This is a genomic window from Nocardioides scoriae (assembly GCF_900104965.1).
GTDB lineage: Bacteria > Actinomycetota > Actinomycetes > Propionibacteriales > Nocardioidaceae > Marmoricola > Marmoricola scoriae.
Map to the genome: position 1 here is coordinate 1,899,549 of NZ_LT629757.1, position 23,992 is coordinate 1,923,540.

Annotated in this window: 25 protein-coding genes, 2 tRNA genes and 1 riboswitch; of the genes, 5 read left to right on the forward strand and 22 right to left on the reverse strand. The window is 74.4% G+C overall.

Translation table 11 applies throughout. The features are described 5' to 3' along the window. Positions 1 to 112 precede the first annotated feature (112 nt). Both glmU and BLU55_RS09005 read right to left on the reverse strand, forming a co-directional pair. Positions 113 to 1,576, reverse strand: coding sequence for a bifunctional UDP-N-acetylglucosamine diphosphorylase/glucosamine-1-phosphate N-acetyltransferase GlmU (glmU, locus tag BLU55_RS09000; protein ID WP_331713797.1), 1,464 nt, complete (start codon positions 1,574 to 1,576; stop codon positions 113 to 115). A 1-nt stretch (position 1,577) separates the two neighbouring features. Beyond that, positions 1,578 to 1,656: transfer RNA gene (locus BLU55_RS09005), tRNA-Gln, on the reverse strand. Positions 1,657 to 1,772: 116 nt separating this feature from the next. Between BLU55_RS09005 and BLU55_RS09010 the strand changes: the two genes are divergently transcribed. Further along, positions 1,773 to 2,963 carry a glycerophosphodiester phosphodiesterase gene (locus BLU55_RS09010; protein ID WP_231917120.1) on the forward strand — a complete coding sequence of 397 codons (1,191 nt, stop codon included), beginning with the start codon at positions 1,773 to 1,775 and terminating at the stop codon, positions 2,961 to 2,963. A gap of 158 nt (positions 2,964 to 3,121) precedes the next feature. On the opposite strand, the gene BLU55_RS09015 is transcribed toward BLU55_RS09010, so the two are convergent. Further along, the gene (locus BLU55_RS09015) at positions 3,122 to 4,009 is read right to left on the reverse strand and encodes an acyl-CoA thioesterase domain-containing protein (protein ID WP_231917121.1); all 888 of its coding nucleotides are present in this window, start codon (positions 4,007 to 4,009) and stop codon (positions 3,122 to 3,124) included. A gap of 34 nt (positions 4,010 to 4,043) precedes the next feature. Then, on the reverse strand, positions 4,044 to 4,817 hold the full coding sequence (locus BLU55_RS09020; protein WP_091728649.1) for a methyltransferase domain-containing protein: 774 nt from the start codon (positions 4,815 to 4,817) through the stop codon (positions 4,044 to 4,046). 63 nt (positions 4,818 to 4,880) lie between these two features. On the opposite strand from BLU55_RS09020, the gene BLU55_RS09025 reads away from it, so the two are divergent. After that, positions 4,881 to 5,369, forward strand: a complete 489-nt coding sequence (locus BLU55_RS09025; RefSeq protein WP_091728653.1) for a MarR family winged helix-turn-helix transcriptional regulator — start codon at positions 4,881 to 4,883, stop codon at positions 5,367 to 5,369. Positions 5,370 to 5,500: 131 nt separating this feature from the next. Here the strand turns inward: BLU55_RS09025 and BLU55_RS09030 are convergent, their stop codons facing one another. The 6 genes from BLU55_RS09030 to rsmI all read right to left on the reverse strand — a co-directional run bounded on the left by BLU55_RS09030 (position 5,501) and on the right by rsmI (position 12,265). Next, positions 5,501 to 7,363, reverse strand: coding sequence for an ABC-F family ATP-binding cassette domain-containing protein (locus BLU55_RS09030; protein WP_091728656.1), 1,863 nt, complete (start codon positions 7,361 to 7,363; stop codon positions 5,501 to 5,503). Then, positions 7,360 to 8,289, reverse strand: coding sequence for a 4-(cytidine 5'-diphospho)-2-C-methyl-D-erythritol kinase (locus BLU55_RS09035; RefSeq protein WP_091728658.1), 930 nt, complete (start codon positions 8,287 to 8,289; stop codon positions 7,360 to 7,362). The genes BLU55_RS09030 and BLU55_RS09035 overlap by 4 nt, the downstream gene beginning before the upstream one ends. Then, the gene (gene rsmA / locus BLU55_RS09040; RefSeq protein WP_091728660.1) at positions 8,289 to 9,149 is read right to left on the reverse strand and encodes a 16S rRNA (adenine(1518)-N(6)/adenine(1519)-N(6))-dimethyltransferase RsmA; all 861 of its coding nucleotides are present in this window, start codon (positions 9,147 to 9,149) and stop codon (positions 8,289 to 8,291) included. The genes BLU55_RS09035 and rsmA overlap by 1 nt, the downstream gene beginning before the upstream one ends. Positions 9,150 to 9,169: 20 nt before the next feature. After that, positions 9,170 to 10,297, reverse strand: a complete 1,128-nt coding sequence (locus BLU55_RS20020) for a resuscitation-promoting factor (RefSeq protein WP_091728662.1) — start codon at positions 10,295 to 10,297, stop codon at positions 9,170 to 9,172. A 238-nt stretch (positions 10,298 to 10,535) separates the two neighbouring features. Further along, entirely contained in the window at positions 10,536 to 11,402 is an 867-nt protein-coding gene (locus tag BLU55_RS09050) for a TatD family hydrolase (RefSeq protein WP_231917122.1), read from the reverse strand. Next, the gene (gene rsmI / locus BLU55_RS09055) at positions 11,399 to 12,265 is read right to left on the reverse strand and encodes a 16S rRNA (cytidine(1402)-2'-O)-methyltransferase (protein WP_091728665.1); all 867 of its coding nucleotides are present in this window, start codon (positions 12,263 to 12,265) and stop codon (positions 11,399 to 11,401) included. Before rsmI ends, BLU55_RS09050 begins: the two co-directional genes overlap by 4 nt. Before the next feature lie 33 nt (positions 12,266 to 12,298). On the opposite strand from rsmI, the gene BLU55_RS09060 reads away from it, so the two are divergent. Next, a complete protein-coding gene (locus BLU55_RS09060) occupies positions 12,299 to 13,954 on the forward strand; it encodes a dolichyl-phosphate-mannose--protein mannosyltransferase (RefSeq protein ID WP_231917123.1) in 1,656 nt (551 codons plus the stop codon). A 76-nt stretch (positions 13,955 to 14,030) separates the two neighbouring features. On the opposite strand, the gene BLU55_RS19450 is transcribed toward BLU55_RS09060, so the two are convergent. From BLU55_RS19450 to BLU55_RS09075, 4 genes are all read right to left on the reverse strand, one after another. After that, positions 14,031 to 14,201 carry a hypothetical protein gene (locus BLU55_RS19450; RefSeq protein ID WP_157682810.1) on the reverse strand — a complete coding sequence of 57 codons (171 nt, stop codon included), beginning with the start codon at positions 14,199 to 14,201 and terminating at the stop codon, positions 14,031 to 14,033. A gap of 104 nt (positions 14,202 to 14,305) precedes the next feature. After that, entirely contained in the window at positions 14,306 to 14,950 is a 645-nt protein-coding gene (locus BLU55_RS09065) for a hypothetical protein (protein ID WP_157682811.1), read from the reverse strand. Positions 14,951 to 14,991: 41 nt separating this feature from the next. Continuing rightward, positions 14,992 to 16,425 (reverse strand): sugar porter family MFS transporter, encoded by a 1,434-nt coding sequence (locus BLU55_RS09070; RefSeq protein WP_197681144.1) that lies wholly within the window; start codon positions 16,423 to 16,425, stop codon positions 14,992 to 14,994. Between the two features lie 97 nt (positions 16,426 to 16,522). Continuing rightward, on the reverse strand, positions 16,523 to 16,849 hold the full coding sequence (locus BLU55_RS09075) for an ABC transporter permease (protein WP_331713801.1): 327 nt from the start codon (positions 16,847 to 16,849) through the stop codon (positions 16,523 to 16,525). Between the two features lie 20 nt (positions 16,850 to 16,869). Between BLU55_RS09075 and BLU55_RS09080 the strand changes: the two genes are divergently transcribed. After that, complete coding sequence (locus BLU55_RS09080; RefSeq protein WP_091728670.1) at positions 16,870 to 17,676, forward strand: ABC transporter permease; 807 nt, start codon at positions 16,870 to 16,872, stop codon at positions 17,674 to 17,676. A gap of 19 nt (positions 17,677 to 17,695) precedes the next feature. Here BLU55_RS09080 and BLU55_RS09085 read toward each other — a convergent pair whose 3' ends face one another. After that, positions 17,696 to 18,010 carry a DMT family transporter gene (locus BLU55_RS09085; RefSeq protein ID WP_091728672.1) on the reverse strand — a complete coding sequence of 105 codons (315 nt, stop codon included), beginning with the start codon at positions 18,008 to 18,010 and terminating at the stop codon, positions 17,696 to 17,698. A 10-nt stretch (positions 18,011 to 18,020) separates the two neighbouring features. After that, positions 18,021 to 18,085, reverse strand: a riboswitch (guanidine-III (ykkC-III) riboswitch). A gap of 108 nt (positions 18,086 to 18,193) precedes the next feature. Between BLU55_RS09085 and BLU55_RS09090 the strand changes: the two genes are divergently transcribed. After that, positions 18,194 to 18,424 carry a hypothetical protein gene (locus BLU55_RS09090; RefSeq protein WP_091728675.1) on the forward strand — a complete coding sequence of 77 codons (231 nt, stop codon included), beginning with the start codon at positions 18,194 to 18,196 and terminating at the stop codon, positions 18,422 to 18,424. A gap of 121 nt (positions 18,425 to 18,545) precedes the next feature. Here BLU55_RS09090 and BLU55_RS09095 read toward each other — a convergent pair. The 7 genes from BLU55_RS09095 to BLU55_RS09125 all read right to left on the reverse strand — a co-directional run bounded on the left by BLU55_RS09095 (position 18,546) and on the right by BLU55_RS09125 (position 23,969). Further along, positions 18,546 to 18,621, reverse strand: a tRNA-Ala gene (locus tag BLU55_RS09095). A gap of 60 nt (positions 18,622 to 18,681) precedes the next feature. Continuing rightward, positions 18,682 to 19,578 (reverse strand): divisome protein SepX/GlpR, encoded by an 897-nt coding sequence (sepX, locus tag BLU55_RS09100; protein ID WP_091728678.1) that lies wholly within the window; start codon positions 19,576 to 19,578, stop codon positions 18,682 to 18,684. A 114-nt stretch (positions 19,579 to 19,692) separates the two neighbouring features. Then, complete coding sequence (locus BLU55_RS09105; RefSeq protein ID WP_231917124.1) at positions 19,693 to 20,295, reverse strand: GNAT family N-acetyltransferase; 603 nt, start codon at positions 20,293 to 20,295, stop codon at positions 19,693 to 19,695. A gap of 17 nt (positions 20,296 to 20,312) precedes the next feature. Continuing rightward, positions 20,313 to 20,795, reverse strand: coding sequence for a MogA/MoaB family molybdenum cofactor biosynthesis protein (locus BLU55_RS09110; RefSeq protein WP_091728683.1), 483 nt, complete (start codon positions 20,793 to 20,795; stop codon positions 20,313 to 20,315). Further along, complete coding sequence (moaC, locus tag BLU55_RS09115; protein ID WP_172833964.1) at positions 20,788 to 21,216, reverse strand: cyclic pyranopterin monophosphate synthase MoaC; 429 nt, start codon at positions 21,214 to 21,216, stop codon at positions 20,788 to 20,790. The genes BLU55_RS09110 and moaC overlap by 8 nt, the downstream gene beginning before the upstream one ends. A gap of 65 nt (positions 21,217 to 21,281) precedes the next feature. Continuing rightward, positions 21,282 to 22,547, reverse strand: a complete 1,266-nt coding sequence (gene glp, locus BLU55_RS09120) for a molybdotransferase-like divisome protein Glp (protein ID WP_231917125.1) — start codon at positions 22,545 to 22,547, stop codon at positions 21,282 to 21,284. Positions 22,548 to 22,556: 9 nt separating this feature from the next. Further along, positions 22,557 to 23,969, reverse strand: a complete 1,413-nt coding sequence (locus tag BLU55_RS09125) for a UTP--glucose-1-phosphate uridylyltransferase (RefSeq protein ID WP_091728686.1) — start codon at positions 23,967 to 23,969, stop codon at positions 22,557 to 22,559. Positions 23,970 to 23,992: the final 23 nt, after the last annotated feature.

The window sequence follows — 23,992 nt, forward strand, 5'->3', positions numbered from 1 at the left end:
CTGACTGCTCCTCGGGGCCGTGCCCATCTCGCCGGTCGCGCCTGCGGGTCCATCCTCGCCCACGGGAGCGGTTTCGCGGAACCAGGGTCGGCCGTCGGACGACCCCTGTGGCTCAGATCTCCTGCGCCTGCTCGTCCGCGGCGCCCGCGGCCCGGGCGGCGTCGGCCTGGGCGGTGCCCTCGCGGCGGCGCAGCACCCACCCGGAGATGGTGCGCTGCGGACCCGCGGTGACGGCCAGCGCGCCCGCGGGCACGTCCTCGCGGATCACCGAGCCGGCTCCCGTGGCGGCGCCGTCGCCGACGGTCACGGGCGCGACGAAGGTGTTGTTGCTGGCCGTCCGGGCGTGCTTGCCGATGACGGTGCGGTGCTTGTGGACCCCGTCGTAGTTGGCCACGATCGTGCCGGCCCCGATGTTGGTGCCCTCGCCGATCTCGGCGTCGCCGACGTACGACAGGTGCGGGACCTTGGCGCCGTCGCCGATCTGGGCGTTCTTGGTCTCCACGAAGGCGCCGATCTTGCCGCCGGCGCCGAGCCGGGTGCCGGGCCGCAGGTAGGAGAAGGGCCCGACCGTCGCGCCGGCCCCGATGACGGCGAGCTGGCCGTGGGTGCGCACCACCCGCGCCCCCGCGCCGACCTCGACGTCCTGGAGCGTGCAGTCGGGGCCGATCACGGCGTCCTCCTCGACCACGGTGGCGCCGAGCAGCTGGGTGCCGGGCAGGATCGTCACGTCCGGGGCGAGCTGGACGTCGACCTCGATCCAGGTGGTCGCGGGGTCCATCACGGTCACGCCGGCCCGCATCCAGTCGGCCACGATGCGGCGGTTCTTCTCGCGGCCGAGCTCGGCGAGCTGGGCGCGGTCGTTGGCGCCCTCGGTCTGGAGCACGTCGTCGAGCGGGAAGGCGCCGACGCCGAGGCCGTCCTGGCGGGCCAGGGCGACGGTGTCGGTCAGGTAGTACTCCCCCGCCGCGTTGTCGGCCGAGAGCCGCGGCAGCGCCTCGCGCAGGAAGGCCGCGTCGAAGGCCAGGATGCCGCTGTTGATCTCGTTGACCGCGAGCTGCTCGGGGCTGGCGTCCTTCTGCTCCACGATGCCGGTCACGCCGCCGTCGGCGTCGCGCACCACCCGGCCGTAGCCGTGGGGCCGGGCCACGATGCCCGACAGGATGCTCACCGCGCGGCCGGCGCCCTGGTGGTCCTCGAGGAAGGCGGCCAGGCTGCGGCCCTCGAGGAGCGGCGTGTCGCCGTACGCCACCAGGACGGTGCCCTCGCGGTCGGCCTCCGGCAGCGCCTCCCACGCGATGCGGACGGCGTGGCCGGTGCCGTCCTGCGTCTTCTGGACGGCGATCAGCGCCTCGGGCATGGCCTCGGAGACGTGGGGCGCGACCTGCTCGCGCTGGTGGCCCACGACGGCGACCACGCGGCGCGGCTGCAGCTCGGCGACGGCGGCCAGGACGTGGCCGACCATGCTGCGACCCGCCAGCGGGTGCAGCACCTTGGCGGTCTTGCTCTTCATCCGGGTGCCGCCGCCCGCGGCGAGGACGACGACGGTCACGGCAGGGGTGGGTCCAGGGGTGCTCACGCTCCCCGGGTAGGAGTCGAACCTACGTCGCTTGTCCTGATTCAAAGTCAGGCGGGCCCTGCCGGCAGACCAACCGGGGAATGTCCGAAGACGGCGTCAGGCTACCGGCGCGCGCCGGCCCGCGCGGACCCCTCCTGTCACCTGCCGGCCACCTGCCCCTTGCCTCCCGTCACCTTCTCGGGGTTGGTTGGCAGGCATGACTCCTCTCGGAACGACCCGGCACACCGTCGTGCTGGCCCTGATGACCGCGCTCACCCTCTCGGCCCCCGGCCTGGTGGGCCCCGCCCAGGCGACCTCGCCCAGCACCACCGCCGCCCGCGCCTCCGACTCCTCCGGTCCCGACCGGGGGGTGCGGGCCTCCGAGCCGCTGGTGATCGGTCACCGCGGCGCGTCGGGCTACCGGCCCGAGCACACGCTGGCGTCGTACAAGCTGGCGATCCGGATGGGCGCCGACTACATCGAGCCCGACCTCGTCTCGACCAAGGACGGCGTCCTGGTCTCGCGCCACGAGAACGAGATCAGCGGCACCACCGACGTGGCCGCCCACCCGGAGTTCGCGGCGCGCAGGACGACCAAGACCATCGACGGCAAGCCGATCACCGGCTGGTTCACCGAGGACTTCACGCTCGCCGAGCTGCGCACGCTGCGCGCCAAGGAGCGGCTGCCGCAGGTGAGGCCCAACAACACGCAGTACGACGGCCGCTTCCTGGTGCCGACCTTCGACGAGGTCCTCGACCTGGTCAACCGCACCAACCGCAAGCGCCCCGGCACCGCGCGCGACATCGGCGTCTACCCGGAGACCAAGCACCCGACGTACTTCGCCTCGATCGGGCTGGCCCTCGAGCGCCCGATGCTGCGCGAGCTGCGCAACCACGGGCTCGACCGCAGGAACGCCAAGGTGTTCCTCCAGAGCTTCGAGACCCGCAACCTGCGCCAGCTGGACAAGAAGACCGACCTGCCGCTGATCCAGCTCATGGACGCCACGGGCGCGCCGTACGACCTGGTCGCGGAGGGTGACCCCCGCACCTGGGCCGACCTGACCAAGCCGGCGGGCCTGAGGTTCATCGCGCGGTACGCCGACGGCATCGGCCCCAACAAGGACCTCGTGCTGCCCCGCGACGCGAACAACCGGGTCGGCGCCCCCAGCGCGCTGGTCACCGACGCCCACCGCCAGGGCCTGCTGGTGCACGTGTTCACGCTGCGCCGGGAGAACCAGTTCATGGCCGCCAACTTCCAGCAGGGCACCGACCCCAACGCGCCCGGCAACATGGCCGCCGAGGTGAAGGCGTTCCTCGACACCGGCATCGACGGGTTCTTCACCGACAACTCCGACATCGGCGTCGCTGCCCGGGATGCCTGGGTGCGGTCGGCGCGGAGGGTGGCGTAGGGGGCCGTTCAGCGGCGGGCAGTTTCCCCGGTCGACCGGGGAAACTGCCCGCGGAGCCGGGCGAAACGGACACGAACGGGCAGTTTCGGCCGACCAGGCCGCCCGATTCGTCCGTACGCCGCCCAGCGCGGCGCTGCGTACGACCGCCCGGCCGCCGCTCAGACGCCGCGCTGCAGCCGGGTGTCCTCGGCCGGGTCGCTGCCGGTCAGGTCGACCGTGCGGCGGGTGTTCGACACCGAGGTGACCACGGCGGTGCCGAGCCGGCCCCGGCGGTCGAAGACCGTCACGGTGCCGACCGCGATGCCGTTGGCGGAGACCCGGTCGAGGGCCTCGAGGCCGATCTCGACGCCGTCGGGCTGACGGGCGAGCGTGAGCGTGATGTCGGTGTTGATCTGCTCGATGCCGCCGTCGCCCCAATTGGTGGTCATGCTGGTGACGTCGGCGATCGACGCGGCGGCCACGAAGCCCGAGGGCCGCTCCCCCGCGACGACGGGCACGCCGACCTGCCAGGTCGCCTTGCGGCCGGCGTTCTGGTGCTCGGCGAAGGACGAGTGCCAGCCGACGCCCTCGCTGCGGAACAGCGGCAGCCGCGGCCGGTCGGTCGGCGGCGCCAGGTCGAGCGGCGGCGGCTGCGGGGCGTCGTCGGGCTCCCAGACCTTGCCCGGCGCCGGGTGGCCGACGCGCAGGAACAGCCCGCTCGCCCGGGCCACCGTCTCGACGCCGCCGTCGGACCCGCCCTCCTCCGGCGGGACGTCCTGCTCCATCACGACGTCGACCAGGCACAGCCGCGCGGAGGCCCGCACGACGCTGGCCCGGGTCCGCGTCACCCGGCGGCGGGCGGGGCGGAACAGGTCGACCGTCCACCGCGCCGGCCGCAGGTCCTCGCGGCCCAGGTCGGCGACCTGCGCCTCGGCCGCCCGCGCCAGCAGCCCGCTGACCGCGACGCCGTGCAGGTGGTCGTTGCTCCACAGGCTGCACGCCGCATCGGTGGGGACCACGGCGCCGGCGTCCGGGTCGGGGGCGGGCACGAAGAAGGAGAGGGGCACGGGGGCATCCTGCCTGGTCGCCCGGCCGGCCCCGTCAGGGACGTCGCGCGACCACGAACACCCGGCGGAACGGCATCACGGTCACCCCACCGTGCTCGGGGTACGCCGCCCGCAGCAGCGGCCGCAGCTCGGCCTCGAACTGCTCGCGCAGCTCCGGCGGCAGCGCCTGCACGGTCGGCCGCAGCCCGGTGCCGCTGATCCAGCCGAACACGGGGTCCTCGCCGGTCAGCACGTGGCTGTACGTCGTCTCCCACGCGTCGACCTCCCACCCCAGGTCGGCCAGCAGCCGCAGGTAGGTCTGCGGGTCGTGGCTGGCCATGGTGGCCACCTCGCCGGTGTGCGCGGCGTACGGCGCCCGCCCGGCCAGCTCGGTCACCAGGGTGTGGCTGGGAGCACCGAAGCTGCCCGGCACCTGGAAGGCCAGCCAACCACCGGGCGCGACCGTGCCCGCGAGGCCGGGCAGCAGGTCGAGGTGGTCGGGCAGCCAGTGCAGCACCGCGTTGCTGACCAGCACGTCGGGGCGCAGACCGCGGTCGGGCCAGTCACGCACGTCGCCGACCTCGAGCTCGACGCCCGGGCCCACCGCTCCGCGGGCGGCCTCGACCATCTGCTCGCTGCTGTCGCTGCCGAGGACGCGGGCGCCGGGCCAGCGGCGCGGCAGCAGCGCCGTCAGGTTGCCCGCCCCGCAGCCGAGGTCGACGACCAGGGACGGGTCCTCGGCGCCGATCTGCGCGAGCAGGTCGTGGAAGGGGCGGGCGCGGTGGTCGGCGTACCCCAGGTAGCGGGCGGGGTCCCAGCTGAAGGCCATCGCCCCAAGTTATCTCGACATCGAGAATCTTGCGAGCACAGATTCTCGCGCTACAGTCCCGACGTGGAGCACGACGAGGTCGACGAGCTGGTGCGCGCCTGGGGGCGCGAGCGCTCCGACCTCGACCTGGCCCCCGTCGAGGTGTTCAGCCGGGTGGCCCGGCTGGCCCGGCTGCTGGACGGCCTGCGACGCGAAGCGTTCGCCGGGCACGGCGTCGAGCCGTGGGAGTTCGACGTGCTGGCGGCGCTGCGTCGGGCGGGCGCGCCGTACGAGCTGACGCCGGGGTCGCTGCTGCGCCAGACCATGGTCACCAGCGGCACCATGACCAACCGCGTCGACCGGCTCGTCGAGCGCGACCTCGTCGAGCGGCGCCCCGACCCGAGCGACCGACGCGGCGTGCTGGTGCGGCTGACGGCGACCGGCAAGCGCAGCGTCGACGGCGCCTTCGAGTCGCTGCTCGACAGCGAGCGCCGGCTGCTGAGCGTCATCCCGGCGCCCGAGCGCGACCGGCTGGCGCTGGCGCTCAAGCAGCTGATGGCCCCGCTGGGCTGACCGTCGGGGTCGAGCCGGCGGGGCGTCGTACGGACGAATCGGGCGCGCTGGGCGGCCGAAACTGCCCGCCGACGTCCGCTTTGCCCGGCTCCGCGGGCAGTTTCCCCGGTCGACCGGGGAAACTGACCCAGCTACCCGACCTGCTCCGCCGCCTCCATCCACTCCAGCTCGAGGGCCTCCTTCTCGGCGGTGACCGAGGTGAGCTCGGCCATCAGGTCGGTGAGGCGGGCGTGGTCCTGGGCGTGGGTGAGCATCTCGGCGTGGAGCTGGGCCTCGCGGGCGTCGATCCGGGCCAGCTGCTTCTCGACCCGCGCCATGGTCTTGCGCAGCGACCGCTCGTCACCGGAGCCGGCGGCCGACGCCGCACCCGACCCCGCGCCCGACCCAGCCGACCCCGGCGCAGCCGCACCGGACCCGGACCCGGCTGCGGTGCCGACGCCGGCCACGGACACCGGCGCCCCTCCCCCGGCGCGCCGGTGCTCGAGGTACTGCTCGATGCCGCCCGGCAGCATCGACAGCGTGCCGTCGCCCATCAGGGCCCAGGTGGAGTCGGTGACCCGCTCGAGGAAGTAGCGGTCGTGGCTGACCACGACCAGCGTCCCGGGCCAGGCGTCGAGGAAGTCCTCGAGGACGTTGAGGGTCTCGATGTCGAGGTCGTTGGTCGGCTCGTCGAGCAGCAGCACGTTGGGCTCCGACATCAGCAGCCGCATCAGCTGGAAGCGGCGCCGCTCCCCGCCCGAGAGGTCGCCGAGGCGGGCGGTCAGCTTGTCGCCGGTGAAGCCGAAGCGCTCCAGCAGCGAGCTCGCGGTCAGCTCCTGGCCGGTGGCGGTGCGGGTGATCCGCTTGAGACCCTCGATGGTCGGCAGCACCCGCGCCTCGGGGTCCTCGATCGGCACCTGCTGGGTCAGGTGGGCCAGCGAGACGGTGCGGCCGAGCTTGGCGCGGCCGTGGTCGGGCTGCAGGTCGCCGGCGACCAGCGCCAGCACCGAGCTCTTGCCGGCGCCGTTGACGCCGACCACGCCGACGCGGTCGCCCGCGCCGAGGCGCCAGGTCGCGCCCGAGAGCAGCCGCCGCTCGCCGCGGACCAGGTCGACGTCCTCGAGGTCGACGACGTCCTTGCCCAGCCGCTGGGTGGCGAACTTCTGCAGCTCGAGGCGGTCGCGCGGCGGCGGCTCGTCCTCGATGAGGGCGCTGGCGGCGTCCATGCGGAACTTCGGCTTCGAGGTGCGGGCCGGGGCGCCGCGGCGCAGCCAGGCCAGCTCCTTGCGCATCAGGTTCTGGCGGCGCGACTCCGAGGCGGCCGCCTGACGGCTGCGCTCGGCGCGGGCCAGCACGAACGCGGCGTACCCGCCGTCGTAGGCGTCGACCACGCCCGCGCCGTCGGCCCCGGGGTGGACCTCCCAGGTCGTGGTGCAGACCTCGTCGAGGAACCAGCGGTCGTGGGTCACCACCACCATCGCCGACGTACGCCGCGACGCGGCACGGGCGCGCAGGAAGCCGGCCAGCCACGCGACGGCCTCGACGTCGAGGTGGTTGGTGGGCTCGTCGAGGAGCAGCAGGTCGTGCTCGCCGAGCAGCAGGTGCGACAGCGAGCAGCGCCGCCGCTCGCCACCGGACAGGCCCGCGACCGTGCGCTCGAGGTCGATGCCGACGAGCAGCTCGGCCACCACCTCGCGCGAGCGCGGGTCGGCCGCCCACTCGTGGTCGGCGCGGCCACCGAGGACGACCTCGCGCACCGTGGCGGCCTCGTCGAGGTCGTCGCGCTGGGAGAGGTAGCCGACCTGGAGGCCGCGGGTGCGCGAGACGCGTCCGGAGTCGGGCTCGGCGCGGCCGCCCATGAGGTCGAGCAGCGTGGTCTTGCCGTCGCCGTTGCGACCGACGATGCCGACGTGGTCGCCCTCCCCGACGCCGAGGCTGACCTCGTCGAGCAGGATCCTGACGCCGTAGGACTTGGTGACCCGCTCGAGGTTGACCAGGTTGGCGCGCTGGCTCATCCGGCCAGCTCCACGACGTGGGCGCCGGCGACGGGGCCGGTCGCGACGTGCACCACCGGCACGCCTGCCTCGAGCAGGGCCAGCCGGGTCGCGGTGGCGGCCTCGTGGCTGCACGCGTGCGCCAGCAGCGTCGGGCCGGAGCCGGACAGCAGGACGGGTCCGTCGTGGTGGGAGCGGACGAGCGCGCAGCGCTCGGCCAGCTCGGGTCGCAGGCTCAGGGCGGGCTCCTCGAGGTCGTTGGTCAGGGCCGCGCCGACGCGGGGGACGTCGCCGACCCGCAGCGCGGCGAGCAGCCCGACGGGGTCGGCCACGTGGGAGCCGAGCGGCACGTCGGGGTGGAGCCGGTCGAACTCGCGGTAGACCGCGGGGGTGGACAGGCCCGTGGCGTCGGGCACCACGACCCACCAGTGGCTGCCGGCGTCGGGGACGGGCACGACCTGCTCGCCGCGGCCGGTGCCGTGGGCGGTGCCGCCGAGCAGCGAGAAGGGGACGTCACTGCCGAGCTCGGCCGCGAGCGCGAGCAGCTCGTCGTCGGGGGTGTGCAGGTCCCACAGGCGGTCCAGGGCGACCAGGGTCGCGGCGGCGTCGGCGCTGCCGCCGGCGAGGCCGCCCGCGACGGGGATGCCCTTGCCGATCTCGATCGAGGCCGCGCGCCGCAGCCCGTGGTGGGCGGCGAGCGCCTGCCCGGCGCGGACGGCCAGGTTGCGCTGGTCGAGCGGCACGGTGGAGCAGTCGACGTCGCCGAGCGGGGTGACGCTGACCTGCCAGCGCCCGGCGTCCTCGACGCGGACGTCGTCGTAGAGGCTGATCGCCTGGTAGACGGTGTTGAGCGGGTGGAAGCCGTCGTGGCGCGGCCGGCCGACCCGGAGGACCAGGTTGACCTTGGCCGGGGCGCGCACGGTCACGGGTGCGGCGGTGGGTGCCATCAGGCCAGGGCCTCTGCGATCCGGACGAAGTCGGCGAGCTCGAGCTGCTCGCCTCGGGTGAGGGGGTCGATGCCGGCGGCCGCCAGGGCGGCCGTGGAGGCCTCCGCGGAGCCGGCGAGCGTGCGCAGCGCGGCCCGCAGGGCCTTGCGCCGCTGGGCGAACGCGGCGTCGACGACGGCGAACACCTGCGCGCGGGTGACCGCCGTGGTCGGCGGCTCGCGACGGGTCCAGGCGACCAGCCCCGAGTCGACGTTGGGCGCGGGCCAGAACACGTTGCGACCGACGGCGCCGGCGCGGCGGACGTCGGCGTACCACGCGGCCTTGACCGAGGGCACGCCGTAGATCTTGGAGCCGGGGCGGGCGGCCAGCCGGTCGGCCACCTCCGACTGCACCATCACCAGCCCGCGCTCCAGCGAGGGCAGCAGGCCGAGCAGGTGGAGCAGCACCGGCACCGAGACGTTGTAGGGCAGGTTGGCCACCAGCGCCGTGGGCGCGGGGCCGGGCACCTCGCTGACCCGCAGGGCATCGGCCAGGACCACCTCGAAGCGGTCGGCGTGGTCGGGGGCGCGCTCGGCCACGGTCGCGGGCAGCAGGCCGGCGAGCAGCGGGTCGATCTCCAGCGCCACCACGCGGCGGGCCACCTCGAGCAGGGCCAGGGTCAGCGACCCCAGTCCGGGACCGACCTCGAGCACGACGTCGTCGGCCCCGATGCCGGAGTCGCGCACGATCCGCCGCACCGTGTTGGGGTCGATGACGAAGTTCTGCCCCTTCTGCTTGGTGGGGCGCAGGTCGAGCCCGTCCGCGAGCAGACGCACCTCCGCCGGACCGAGCAGTCTCGGTCCGGCGGAGGAAGTCGTCACGGGGACGAGCGTAGAGGCCGTCAGTGACCGGCCCCGCAGTGCGGCCAGGCGCCGTAGCCGCCCTCGGCCGCCGCCACGCGCTCGGCGATGGCGATCTGCTGCTCGCGGCTGTTGGCGCTGGGCAGGCCGGAGCCGCCGTACGCCTGCCAGGTGCCGAGGCTGAACTGCAGGCCGCCGTAGTAGCCGTTGCCGGTGTTGGCCGCCCAGTTGCCGCCCGACTCGCACGCGGCGATGGCGTCCCAGACGCTGCCGCCGCCGACGCTGGCGGTGGGGGTCGCGGGCGCGGCCGGCTTGGTGCCGACCCGGACGATCGCGTCGACCGGGGCGCGCAGCACGCGGGACTTCACGACCGTGGTGCGCACGACCTCGCCGTTGCGCCAGAACTTCTTGTAGGTCACGTCGCGGACGCCGTCGCGGCTGGGACGGACCGTGCGGGTCTCGCCCTCGGTCATCGAGTCGTCCTCGCGGGTGACGGTGCCGGCGTCGATGACCTGGCGGGGCACCCGCTGGGTCTGGACGGCGCGCTTGACCACGACCACGCGGTCGCCGTCCTCGAGGGCGGCGCTGCGGGAGGGGCGGACGAGGTCGTCGCGGTCGACGTCGGCGGCGGTCTCGCGCAGCAGGTCGGCCACGGTGGCGACGGGCACGTCGTGCCGCACGGCCTTCTTCGTGCCGACCTTGAGGGAGACCTTCTTGGGCGTGACGATCGACAGGGCCATGCCCGAGCGGTCGATGGTGGCGCTGCGGCTGACCGACAGGGCGGCGCCGCTGATGCGGAGCCCGACCTGCGACAGGGCGGTCGAGACCTGGGTCGCGGTGGTCCACACGGTCTTCTCCTCGCCGTCGATGCTCAGGGCCAGCGGACGCCCGACGCGCACGGCGATCTCGGTGCCGTCGTTGACGGGCGTGTCGACGCTGGGCACGACCGAGTCGTGCTGGCCGGGCTCGATGCCCTCGGCCGCGAGGACGTCGCCGACCGAGCTGGCGAAGGTGCGGACCTCGCTGCGCTGGCCGTCGACCGAGAGGGTCACGGTGCGGCTCATGGCGGCGTACGCCGTGGCGGTGCCGACGAGGGCGAGGACGACCGCGAGGGTCAGTCCGACGAGAAGGGTCTTGCTCTTGCTGAGGTGTTCGAGGCGTGCGCGCACAGTTCTCCAGTGTTCGCGTTTCCCGGACCACGGGCGGCGTCGTCCCCCCGCGCGATCGCACCGACGCTGGTGCTGGCGGACCCCCTGGGACGCATGCCGAGCGCTGCAGCAGCAGTCCCGCTCCCGGCCATCAGCCGTCGACCCTAGGTGGCGCGCGGGAGCGTTAGCAAACCGACGTCGGCCGCGTCACACCGGGGGGCGGGGTCCACGAGGTGGACGTGACGCCCCACCCACCCCATCAGCCCCAGGGGCCACCGAAGGCCGTCTCGGTGTTCGCGTCGAGCGCTCGGCACAGCTCCTCGAGGTCGTCGCCGCGGGTCTCGGCCATGGCCCGCACGGTCAGCGGGACGAGGTAGCTGGCGTTGGTGCGACCCCGGTGCGGCGCCGGCGTCAGGTACGGCGCGTCGGTCTCCACGAGCACCCGGTCGAGCGGCGCCACCCGCAGCGCCTCGCGCAGCGACGCGGCGTTCTTGAAGGTGACGGTGCCGGCGAAGGAGAGGTGGGCGCCGCGGTCCAGGCAGGCGCGGGCGAACGCCGCGTCGCCGGAGAAGCAGTGCATCACCCAGCGGTCCGGGACCCCGACCTCGTCGAGCACGCGGAGCACGTCGTCGTGGGCGTCGCGGTCGTGGATCACCAGGGTGCGGTCGAGACGGCGGGCCAGCTCGACGTGGGCCCGGAAGGAGTGCTGCTGGGCGGCCGTGCCCTCGGGTCCGGTGCGGAACCGGTCGAGGCCGGTCTCGCCGACCGCGCGCACCCGGTCGCTGCTGCGGGCCAGCCGCTCGATCTCGGCCAGCGCGTCGTCGAGGCGGCCCTGCTCCGCGAGCAGCGGCGCCTCGTTGGGGTGCAGCGCCACCGCGGCCACCACCTGCGGGTGGGCCTCGGCGGTGGCCACGGCCCAGGCCGAGCCCTCGAGGTCGCACCCGACCTGCACCACGCGCGGCACCCCGACCGAGGCCGACAGCGCCAGCGCGTCGGCGACCGCGAGGGCCTCCTCCTCGCCTCGGGTGACGTCGAGGTGGCAGTGGTTGTCCACGACCGGGTGCGGCAGCGGCTCGGGCAGGCCGGGCCGGCCCTCGGGGACCCGGCCGGCGGTCGCGGCGCTCACGGGCGGTGCACCGCGTCGTAGACCAGCCGCTTGGGCACGCCGGAGCGCTTGGCGACCTCGGCGATGGCCTGCTTGCGGGGCACGCCGGTCGACTCCTCGACCTCCACCAGGGCGGCCAGCGCCACCGGGTCGGTGACGGCCTCGGGCGGGGCGGCGCCCTCCACGACCAGGGTGACCTCGCCGCGGACGCCGTCGTCGGCCCACGCGGCCAGCTCGGCCAGCGTGCCGCGGCGTACCTCCTCGTGGGTCTTGGTCAGCTCGCGGCACACCACCGCGCGGCGCTCCGGACCGAAGGCCTCGGCCAGCGCGGCGAGCGCCGCGGCCGTGCGGTGGGGCGCCTCGAAGAAGACCAGCGTGCGCTCCTCCCGGGCGACCGAGGCCAGCCGACGCGAGCGCTCGCCCCCCTTGCGCGGCAGGAAGCCCTCGAAGCAGAAGCGGTCGACCGGCAGGCCCGACACCGCCAGCGCGGTCAGCACCGCCGACGGCCCCGGCAGGCTGGTGACGCGCACGCCCTGCTCGACCGCGGCCGCGACCAGGCGGTAGCCCGGGTCGGAGACGCTCGGCATGCCGGCGTCGGTCACCAGCACCACCCGCTCCCCCGCCAGCAGGGCGTCGACCAGCGCCTGGGTCCGCAGGTGCTCGTTGCCCTCGAAGTACGACACCACCCGACCCGTCAGCTCCACGCCGAGGTCGGAGGTGAGCCGGCGCAGCCGCCGGGTGTCCTCCGCGGCCACCACGTCGGCCTCCGCGAGCTCGCGGGCCAGGCGTGGCGAGGCGTCCTCGGGGCGACCGATCGGCGTGCCGGCCAGGATGAGGACGCCGGTCGCGGCGACACCCGCACGAGGGAGGTCCGGTTGGCTCACCGGTCGATCATCGCAGCCGTAGCCTTGGGCAGCGTGAGCCTCCCCAGCACCCTGCTCGACCGCGAGGCAGCCCCCGCGACCAGCCCGGTGCCCCGCGCCTCGCTGCGCGCGCGGCTCCGGGCCCGCGACCGCGACCCGGTGCTGGCGTGGACCGGCACCCTGGCCGTGACGCTGCTGGCGCTGTTCCTGCGCCTGTGGGACCTGTCGAAGCCGCGGTCGTTCTCCTTCGACGAGACCTACTACGCCAAGGACGCCTGGTCGCTGCTGCACTTCGGCTACGCCCAGACCTACGTCGACGGCGCCGACCAGCTGATCCTGTCGGGGCAGACCACCGGGGTGTGGACCGGCGACCCGTCGATGGTGGTCCACCCCGAGCTCGGCAAGTGGATCATCGCGCTGGGCGAGGCGGCCTTCGGGATGACGCCCTTCGGCTGGCGGATCTCCTCGGCGATCGTGGGCGCGCTGATGGTGATGGTGATGGTCCGGCTCGCGCGGCGGCTCACCCGCTCGACCGCGCTGGGCCTGTTCGCCGGGCTGCTGCTGTGCCTGGAGGGCCAGCAGCTGGTGCTGTCGCGGCTCGCGCTGCTCGACGTGTTCCTCGCCTTCTTCGTGCTCTGCGCGGTCGCGTGCACGGTCGCCGACCGCGACTGGGGCCGGGCGCGGCTCGCGGACCTGGTCGAGGAGCGGCTCGACGGCGCCCGCCTGCGGGCCGGCGCGTGGGGCCCGCTGCTGCTGTGGCGGCCCTGGCGGCTCGCCGCGGGCCTGATGTGGGGCGCCGCCATCTCCACCAAGTGGACGGCGCTGTTCCCGCTCGCGGCCCTCGGCCTGCTGATGTGGGCCTGGGACGCCGGGGCGAGGCGCTCCTTCGGGGTCCGGTGGGCGCTGCTGAAGTCGGCGGTCGTCGACGCCGCCCCGGCCCTGCTGTACGTCGTGGCGCTGCCGCTCGTGCTCTACGTCGTCAGCTGGACCGGCTGGCTGCTGCACGCCGACGTCTACGAGCGGGCGCTCTCGGACACGCAGTACGGCCCCTACTGGGGCAGCTACCTGGAGAAGGACGCCACCGGCTTCTTCCCCGAGCTGTGGCAGTCGCTGCGGTCGCTGTGGCACTACCACCACGACGTCTACTCGTTCCACACCAAGTTCCTCACCGACGCCACCCACGCCTACCAGTCGAGCCCGTGGGGCTGGTTCGTGCTCAACCGCCCCGTCGGCATCTCCACCGAGCTCGACATCGCGCCGGGGTCGCAGGGCTGTGCGGCCGCGGCGGGCTCGACCTGCCTGCGCCAGGTGCTCCTGCTCGGCAACCCGGTCGTGTGGTGGCTGGGCACGCTGGCCGCGCTCTGGTCGGTGGTCGCGGGCGTGGCGAAGCGCGACTGGCGCCACGTGCTGGTGCTGGTCGGGCTGGCGGCGACCTGGCTGCCGTGGTTCCGCTACGACGACCGGCCGATCTTCAGCTACTACGCGTCGGTCTCGCTGCCGTTCCTGGTGCTGTCGCTGACCCTGGCCGTCGGGGCGGTCGTCGGTGGCCCCGGCGCGCCGCGCCGGAGGCGCCTCGTGGGCGCCGCGGTCGCGGGCGGGGTGGTCGGCCTGACGGCGCTGGCGTTCGCGTGGTTCTGGCCCATCTGGACCGACGAGCTGCTCACCAACGGCCAGTGGCTGGACCGGATGTGGTTCCGCCGCTGGATCTGACCCGGGTGTCGGGTCCGACCAGCGGCGGAGGGTGCTGAGCGGGACGGCCGCCCCCGAGGGGTGCGGCGGTCCGTGGTCAGGCGGCGGCAGCGCCCGCCAGGGGCTCCTGCGCGACCGGCGCGACGACCGTCGAGACAGGTGCGTGCAGCCGGCGCTCGAGCACGGACATGCGCAGCAGCGCTCCCGCGACGACGACCAGACCCAGCAGACCCATCAGCAGCACTGACAGCGGTGCGATTGCTCCCATGGTGACGTCCTCCCACGTTCCCCGGTGAACCCCCGATGTGACCTACCGTACGCCGCCGCCAGCAAAACGGACATAGTTCTTCTGGACTAGATCAGATTGATCCTTCATCCCCGATGAGTTGACATCACGGACCCGGACCGTCGGCCGACGTACGCCAGCCAGCCGGTCGCCAGGCCGACCAGTCCGATGCCCAGGGCGCCCTGCGGCCAGTAGATGTGGTCGAGGTGCAGCAGCACCGCGCCGGGCACGAGCAGCAGCCCGGGCAGGCCCGCCAGCCGGTGGCGCAGCAGGGCGTCCAGCGCGACCACCACCGCGGCCACCAGCAGTCCCCACGAGCCGATCTCGCCGAGCGGGGTGCCGATCGCGAAGATCGAGCGCACCTCGTCGGGGCGCGCGGCGCCCGAGGGCAGCCGCGAGGTCACCCAGCCGGCGCCGATGCCGCTGAGGATGTCGAGGGCGTTGTAGAAGATCGCGTAGACGAAGGCCGCCAGGACCGCGACCACGGCCAGCGGGTCGCGGCGCCCCTTGAACAGCCACATCAGGGCCACCCCCACGAGCGGGAAGACCAGCATCCCGGGCACGTGCAGCGTCCACCAGCGGTGGGCCGTGCCCTCGTCGAGGCGCTCGGGGTGGAAGTAGCCTGCCGCCATCAGCGCCAGGCCCGGCAGGGCGCTGAGCACCCCCGCCGTCGTCGGTCCGACCCAGCGGTCGGTGGTGGGGCTGCCGGGTGCTCGTGTCGTCGTCGCCACGCCCCGAACCTACGGGGCGGTGGTGGCGACCCGCGGGCGGCTCAGCCGGCGCGGCTGCCCGCGAAGTCGGACGGGGCGAACTTCCCCTCGGCCAGGCGCGACTCGATGTCCTCCAGGCTGTGCCCGGTCAGCTCCGGCATCCGGCGCCACACGAACACCCAGGCGGCCACGTTGAACAGGCCGTAGAGCCAGAACACCTGGCCCACCCCGAGCAGGTCGATCATCGTCAGCAGGGTCAGGGTGATGAGCAGGTTGGTCGACCACAGCGTGGCCGACTGGGCGGCGGTGCCGGCGCCGCGGACCGCGAGCGGGTAGATCTCCGATCCGGTGAGCCAGCCCATCAGCTGCAGCCCGCCGGCGTTGAAGAACATGAACACGACCAGGCAGGCGACGATGAACGGCACGCTGTCCTTGCCGGCGTTGCCGGTGACGAAGAAGGCGCCGAGCACGAACAGCGCCACGGCGGCCCCCGGCACCATCACCAGGGTGAGGCGCCGACGCCCGACCCGGTCGACGATGGCCAGGCCGACGATCATCATCACCAGGTAGGTCAGGCCCAGCGCGACGCTGACCCGCAGGGCCGCGGTGGTCGAGAACCCGTTGTCGGTGAGGATCGTCGGGGCGTAGTAGATGATCATCTCGATCCCGGACAGCTGCGTGAACGCCGCGACGCCGCAGCCCACGACCAGCGCCGGGCGCACCCACGGCCGGCGCAGGCCGCTCCAGCCGCGGTCGCGGGCCCGGGTCTCCTGCTTGCGCTCCTCGACCTCGACGATCTCCTCGAGCTCGGTGGCGATGTCGTAGCCGTCGGGTCGGACCCGCCGCAGCACCGCCTCCGCCTCGTCGCGCCGACCGCGCTTGACCAGCCACCGGGGGCTCTCGGGCAGTCGCAGCTGCAGGAGCAGCATCAGCAGCGCCGGCACCGCCGCCGCGCCGATCGAGATCCGCCAGTCGACGGCCTCGGTGGCCCCGACCAGGGTCGAGATCACGATGCCGACGCCGATGGCCAGCTGGAAGCACAGCACGAGGCGGCCGCGCAGCCGCGCCGGCGCCATCTCCGCGACGTACATCGGGACGGTCTGGGTCGCGCCTCCGACCGCGAAGCCGAGCAGCACCCGGGCCAGGGCCAGCAGCACGGCGCTGGGCGCGATCGAGCACAGCAGGCTGCCGGCCACGAACACGCAGCAGATGAGCAGGATGGTGCGGTGCCGGCCCCAGCGCTCGGACAGCAGGCTGCACACCAGCGCGCCGATGACCGCGCCGAGCAGGATCCCGGCCGCGATCGACTGCTCGAGGCCGTTGCCGGTGTCGAACTCCTCGGAGATCTGGAGCAGCGCCCCGGAGATGATGCCGGTGTCGTAGCCGTAGAGCAGCCCGCTGACGGCCGAGACCACCGCCACCGCGAGCATCAGCCCGTTGAGGGCGCCCTCGTGGGCGTCGTCCCCCTGGTCCCTGCGTGCCTCGGTCTGGGTCATGGGTCTCCCCCGTCTGCCGGGCCGGCCGTCCCGATGGCGACCGGCAGGGGTAGGCGTACCCCATCGTCGCCGCCCCACCGTGCGGGCGCGCCTCCCCTCAGCGACCGGTGGGGTCCACCCGGCGGTGCAGCAGCCGGAGCAGGGCGTCGAGCAGGATGCCGAGGATGGAGATCGACACGATGCCGCTGAGCACCAGCGAGGTCTGCAGGTTCACGCCGGCGTTGTTGATGAGGTAGCCCAGCCCGCTGTCGGCCGCGATCAGCTCCACGGCCACGATGCTGGTCCACGCCCCGCCCATGGCGAGCCGCATGCCGGTGATGATCTGCGGCAGCGCGCTGCGCAGACGCACCGTGAGCAGCACCCGCAGCGGCGACCCGTCAACGACACATGCCGAGACAACTGGTCCAGACCTGGCCCGGGTCACCCACCTGGCACGCTCCCCCCATGACCGGTCTCCTGCACGGCCCCGGACCCGCGCTGGCCGCCACCACCGCCCCGGCCCCGGACTGGCGCCTCGCCCTGGTGCTGCTGGCGCTGCTGGTGCTCGGCGTGGTCGTCTCGCTGCTGGCCGGGCTCGGGGTCGCTCGCGACCACGTGACCGCGGGGGTGCGCGCGGTGGTCCAGCTCGGCGTGGTCTCGCTGGTGATCGCGGCGGCGCTCGGCTCGGTCGGCTGGTCGCTGCTCGTGGTCGCGGTGATGTACGCCGTCGCCGTGGCCACCTCGGCCCGTCGGATCGACGTGCCGGCGCGGCAGGTGCCGTGGCTGGCCCTGGCCGTGGCCGCCGGGGCGCTCCCGGTGCTGGCGCTGAGCCTGGGCTCCGGGGTGGTGCCCTTCGACGGGGCCGGGATCGTGCCGGTCGCGGGCATCGTCATCGGCGGCACCATGACCGCGGCGACGCTCACCGGCCGGCGGGCCAGCGACGAGCTCCGCGGCGCCTTCGGCTCCTACGAGGCCGGCCTGGCGCTGGGTCTCACCCAGCAGCAGGCCGCCTTCGAGGTCGTGCAGCCCTCCGCGCGCGAGGCGCTGCTCCCGGGCCTCGACCAGACCCGCACCGTCGGCCTGGTCACCCTGCCCGGCGCCTTCGTCGGCGTCCTGCTCGGCGGCGGCACCCCGCTCGAGGCGGCCTCGGCCCAGGTGCTGGTGCTCTTCGGGCTGATGGCCGGCCAGGCCGTCACCACCGCCGTCGTGCTCCAGCTGGTCGCCCGCGGCCGCGTCGTGCGCCGCGACCTCGCCGCCACCTACCCCCGCTGACGCGACCGCCGGGTCGGCCTCAGTGGACGAGCTTGAGGCCCACGACGCAGCCGACGAGGCCCAGGATCAGCAGCACGCGCACGAGGCTGACCGGCTCCTCCCCCGTGGCCATCGCCCAGGCGACGGTGAGCGAGGCGCCGACGCCCACCCACACGGCGTACGCCGTCCCGACCGGCAGCTCGCGCATGGCGTACGCCAGGCCGCCCATGCTCGCCACGATGGCGACGCCGAAGACCACCGACGGCAGCAGCCGGGTGAACCCCTCGGACCTCCCCAGCGCCGTGGCCCAGACGGCCTCCAGCACACCGGACACGACCAGCACCCACCACGACATGACGACTCCTCGTGGCCGTCTTGTCGCGCTCCGGGTACGGCTCCCTCGTCCGGGGACCGGCTCGGCCGGCCCTGGCACAAGAGGCTAGCAAGCGCGGGCTGGGCCACAGCAGCATGAGTCGCGCTCGAGCGGTAACCGGTCGTCGCGGCTCCGGGGCCGCGTCCACTCCAGGAGAGGGGCCCCATGCCCACCACCCACGCCCTGACCGTCACGGTCGTCGGCTGCGGCGCCCTCGCGCTCGTGGCCTCGATCTGGCTGGCCGTCACCCCGCACCGGATCGGTCGCCGCTCGCTGCGGCTGCCCCCGCTGGCCTGGCAGCTGGCCCGGGTCGGCCTGGTCGCCACGCTGTCCACCCTCGCCGCAGGCTGCGCCCTGGCCGCCGTCGGACTGCTCGGACCCGGCGCGCCACGCTGAGACCCGCTGCACCCCGCACCGACCTGGTCGTGTGGGTGAGAGGGCGCCGGGGCGCCCGGTGGCACCCACGACCCCGGACGTGCGACGACCCCCACCGGCGCAGTGCCGGTGGGGGTCGGTCTGGTGGAGCTGAGGGGATTCGAACCCCTGGCCTTCTCATTGCGAACGAGACGCGCTACCAACTGCGCCACAGCCCCAGTGCGCCCGCGAGCGCGAGGAAGAAGTTACCACCGGGACCCCGCAGGTCCCGAATCGGGTCAGGCGCCGGCGGCCCTGCGCGCCTGCTCGGAGTCGGCGCGGTCCTGCTCGGCCTGCTCCTCGGCCTCGCGGGCCAGCGCGGTGTCCGACTCGTCGTGGCCCGAGCTGGTGACGCCGGTCAGCTCGATGGTGCGCACGGTGCGGCGGGCGGTCGCCTTGCCGACGTACGTCGGGAGGGTGAGCGGCAGCGGGTCCCACAGCGAGCCGTCGTCGGCCAGGGCGGCCTCGACCTCGACGCGCTCCTCCGGGCTGGTCCCGGAGGACAGCAGCCGCTCGAGCTCGGCGTCGATGTCGAGGGGGACCTCGACGGGCTCGACCGTCGCGGGTCGGGCGACCGGCGACGCGGGGCGAGCGGCAGGGGTGGGCCGCTCGACCTGCGGGGCGGCGTGGGCCGCGGGCTCGACGTGCGGGGCCACCTCGGGGACGGCGACGGGGGCGGTCCGGACGGGCGCCGTGCGGCGGCGCTGCTGGGCCCTGACCGAGAGCCGGGCGATGACGAGGAAGGCGAGCGTCAGGACGCCGGGGACCGCCAGCGACCACCACGGGACGACCGCGGCACCGGCGAGCACGGCCACCAGGACCAGCGCGCCGAGCAGGACGCCCAGCACCCGGCGGCGGTTGCGCGCGGCGCGGGCGGTGGGGGTCAGCTCGACGACCGGGCGGCGCACGACCGTGTCCTCCGAGGACACCTCGACGACCGTGTCGACCTCGTCGTGGGCCGGCGTCGTGGCGGACGCGTCGGTGTGGCGGCGACGGGTGAGGATCCGCACCTTCTCGGTGTGGCCCTCCTCGAGCCGCTCGCCGGCCACCTCGTCGTGGTGCTGGAGCGCCTTGGGGATCAGATAGACGGCCCACGCGAGGGCCAGCACGACGAAGATGACAGCTGACAGGTCCACAGGCAGGACGATACGAGCGGGCGGAGGCGGCGAACCGGACCCGGGGCGGTGTGTCGCCAGTTCACTCGTGTGACGGGTGTGGTTTGCCCTTCGAGACGGGCCCGGCGGCCCTCCTCAGGGGCCGAGGGGCGGGGTGCCGCCCGGGGACGCCCGGGCGTCGAGCCGGGCGAGGAGCCCGCCCGGGACCTGCTCGGTGGTCAGCGCGAACAGCCGGTGGTCGCGCCAGTCGCCGTCGATGTGCAGGAACCGGCGGGCGTAGCCGACCTCCTCGAAGCCCAGCTTCTCCACCACCCGCAGCGAGGAGGCGTTCTCGGGCCGGATCGCCACCTCGACGCGGTGCAGCCCGACCGGGCCGAAGCAGTGGTCGACCGCCAGGGCGACCGCGCGCGGGATGATGCCGCGGCCGGCGTGGCCCTGGTCGACCCAGTAGCCGATCGAGGCGAACTGCGCCGACCCGCGCACCACGTTGCTGACGGTCAGCTGCCCGACGAACTGGCCGTCGTGCTCGACCACGAACGGCAGCTGCCGCCCGGCCCGCGCCTCGCGCCGCATGGTGCGGACCATCGCGGCGAACGAGCGGGGCTGGACCTGGGTCTGCGAGGGTGCGGTCGCGTCCCAGGGGCCCAGCCAGGCGGCGTTGGCGTGGCGCAGCCGGCGCCAGGTGTGCCGGTCGGCCTGGGTCAGCGGCCGCAGCCGCACCCGCCCGGAGGTCAGCACGGCCGGCCAGCCGGGGCTCAGTGGTCGCTCCCGACGATCTGCTCCACGGCGTGGCGCAGCAGCGGCACCACCACCGCGAGGCCGTCCTTGACCCCGCCGCGCGAGCCGGGGAGGTTGACCACGAGCGCCTGGCCCGAGACCCCCGCGAGACCCCGCGAGAGCGCCGCGGTCGGCACGCCCTTGGCCGTGCCGTGGGCGCGGATCGCCTCGGCGATGCCGGGCACCTCGCGGTCGAGCAGCGGGCGGGTCGCCTCGGGGGTGCGGTCGGTGGGCGTCAGGCCGGTGCCACCGGTCGTCAGCACGGCGCGCGCCCCCGCCGCGATCGCCGCCCGGACGGCCTCGCCGACGGGGTCGCCGTCGGGCACGACCGCGGGGTCGGCGACGTCCCAGCCGTCGGCCCGGAGCGCCTCGACGATGAGGGGGCCGGTGGTGTCGTCGTACACCCCGGCCGCGGCGCGGTTGGAGGCGACCACGACGGCGGCCTGCAGCGACTCAGCCACGGCGCCACGTGCCGCTCTTGCCACCGGTCTTCTCCTCCACGCGGACGTCGGTGATGACCGCGCCCTTGTCGACGGCCTTGACCATGTCGACGACCGTGAGCGCGGCGACCGACACGGCCGTGAGCGCCTCCATCTCCACGCCCGTGCGGTCGGTGGTCCGCACGGTGGCCGCGATCACGACCGCGTCGTCGAGGACCTCGAGGTCGACGGTGACGCCGGAGACCGCCAGCGGGTGGCACAGCGGCACCAGGTCGGGGGTGCGCTTGGTGGCCATGATGCCGGCGACCCGCGCCACCCCGAGCGCGTCGCCCTTGGGCACGCCCTCCCCGCGCAGCAGCGCCACCACCTGCGCCGAGACCAGCACCCGGCCGCTCGCGGTGGCACTGCGGGCGGTCACCTGCTTCTCGGAGACGTCGACCATGCGGGCCGCGCCGTGCTCGTCGACGTGGGTGAGCCGGTCGCCCACCGGGCTGCTCACCGGGCCGTTCACCGGCCCTCCTGCGGCCGGTCGAGCAGCAGCACCGGCACCAGGTCGCCCTGGGAGACGGCGGCGACGTCCTCGGCCAGGACGACCAGGCCGTCGGCCTGGGCCAGCCCCGCGATCAGGTGCGACCCCGGCCCGCCGACCGGCGTCACCCGCAGCTGGCCGCCGGTGTGCTCAGCCGCGACCCGGAGCAGCTGGGTCTTGCCGCGCATCGAGCGGACCGACTCGGTCAGCACGGCCGGGCGCAGCACCGGGTCGGTGCCGGCCTGGCCGGTGAGCCGGCGCAGCGCAGGGGCGACGAACACCTCGAAGGAGACGTACGCCGAGACCGGGTTGCCGGGGAGCGTGAAGATCGGGGTGCGGTCCTCCCCCACGACGCCGAAGCCCTGCGGCTTGCCGGGCTGCATCTTGACCTCGAGGAAGTCGACGGTGCCGAGCTCGCGCAGCACCTCCTTGACCACGTCGTGGGTGCCCTTGCTGACCCCGCCGCTGGTGACCACCAGGTCGGCGCGCAGCAGCTGGTCGGAGAGCGCGTCGGCGAACTCGCGGGGGTCGTCGGTGGTCGCCCGGGCGCGGTAGGCGATGCCGCCGTGGGCACGCACCGCCGCGGCGAGCAGGAAGCTGTTGGCGTCGTAGATCTGGTCGCCCGCCAGCGGCTTGCCGGGCTCGACGAGCTCGGAGCCGGTCGACATCACGACGACGCGGGGGCGCGGGGCGGTGGTGACGCTGCCGTTGCCGAGCGCCGCGAGCAGCCCGACGTGGCGGGTGCCGATCACCTGGCCGCGGCGCATCAGCACGTCGCCGCGCTGCACCTCCTCGCCCGCGCGCCGGACGTGCTGGCCCTCGTCGGGCGCCTGCGCGACGACGACCTCGCGGCCCTCCTCGTGGGTCCACTCGAAGGGCACCACCGCGGTGGCGCCGGCGGGGACGGGCGCGCCGGTCATGATCCGGACCGCGGTGCCGGGGGTGAGGCTGTGGATGGTGGTCTGCCCGGCGGCGATCTCGCCCACCACGGGCAGGTGCACCGGACGCTCGGCGGTGGCCTCGGCGACGTCGGCGAAGGCCACGGCGTAGCCGTCCATGCTGGAGTTGTCGAAGCCCGGCAGCGCCACCTCGGCCACCACGTCGTCGGCGAGGGGGAGGCCGATGGCGTCGAGCAGCGGGCGCTGCGACGGCGTCAGCGGGGTGATCTGCTCCAGGACCCGGCGCCGGTAGTCCTCCATGGACAGCGGCGCGACGTCGGTGGGGCGGGGTGGGTCCGTGGCCATGGCGCGAATCTAGTCGCCGGTGCCTCGGTCCCGGGTGCGGGCGGGGCTCGCCTCACCCAGGGTGGAGCCGGCGTCGACGCGGCCGCGCTGGCCCTCGAGGGTCGCCCGGCCGGTGACCTTGACGCCCTCGCCGAAGCTCCAGTCGCCGTGGACGACCAGCGACTCGGCCTCGCGCAGCGACGGGACGCCGGCGGCGAAGCGCTTGTCGAAGTCCCCGACCAGCTTGTAGTGCTCGGCGTCGAGGTCGACGAAGGGCAGCTCGGCGGCCTGCTGGTCGAGCACGAAGTCCTGGCCGAGCTCGTAGGCGTCCGAGCGCAGCACCAGCAGGTCGTTGGTCGTCTTGACCGGCACGAAGCGCTCGCGGGTGACCTCGATGAGGGTGGAGTCCTCGAAGACCTCGATCGCAGCGCCCATGGCCGTCTCGACCTGGATGACCTCGGGGCTCCTGCTGTCCGCCGGGTCGACGTTCTTCTCGTTGCGGATCAGCGGCAGCCCCAGCACGCCCTCGCGGCGGGCGATCTCGGCGCGCATCCGCTCCAGGTCGAACCACAGGTTGTTGGTGGAGCAGAACTGGTGGCGCGAGAGGTCCTGCAGCGCCTCCTGGTCGGCCGCGGGCGTCTGCGCGGTCTCGCGCAGCACGATCCGGCCGTCGGCCTTGCGGCGCGCGAAGTGGCCGCCCTTGCGGTCCGAGGGGGTACGCCGCACCGCCTCGATCGCGAAGGGCGCCCCGCTGCTCGCGAACCAGCCGGCGACCCGGGCGTCGGGCACCGCCCCGAGGTTGTCGGAGTTGGAGACGAAGGCGTAGCGGTAGCCCTGGTCGATGAGCCGGTCGAGCAGACCGGTGCCGACGAGCGCGGTGTAGAGGTCGCCGTGGCCGGGCGGACACCACTCCATCGCCGCGTCCTTGGTCCACGTGACGGGGGTCAGGTCGTCCTTGCGGAGCTTGGGCTCCTTGTTCTGGAGGAACTCCAGCGGCAGGCCGTCGACGGCGAGGTCGTCGTAGCGGGCCAGCGCGGCCAGGGTGTCGGCCGAGGTGCGGAAGCTGTTCATGAACACGAGCGGGAGCGTGGCGCCGTACTCGCGGCGCAGGTGGAGCACCTGGCGGGCGATGACGTCGAGGAAGGACAGCCCGCGGCGCACGCACAGCAGCGACTTGGCCCGCTCCATGCCCATCGAGGTGCCGAGCCCGCCGTTGAGCTTGATGACGACGGTCGCGCCGATGGCCTCGGCGGCCACGTCGTCGGCCACCTCGACGTCGGCGAGGGAGTCCATGCCGACCGGCTCGATGGTGTCCTCGGCGATCATGCCGGTCTCGCCGTGCTCGAGCTGGCGGTAGTAGTGCGAGAACACCTCGATCGCCACCGGGTCGACACCCTCGGCGGTCATCTTCTCGCGGGCCTGCGTGAGTCCCTTCGACTTCATGCTCCCGATCGTAGGCTCACCTG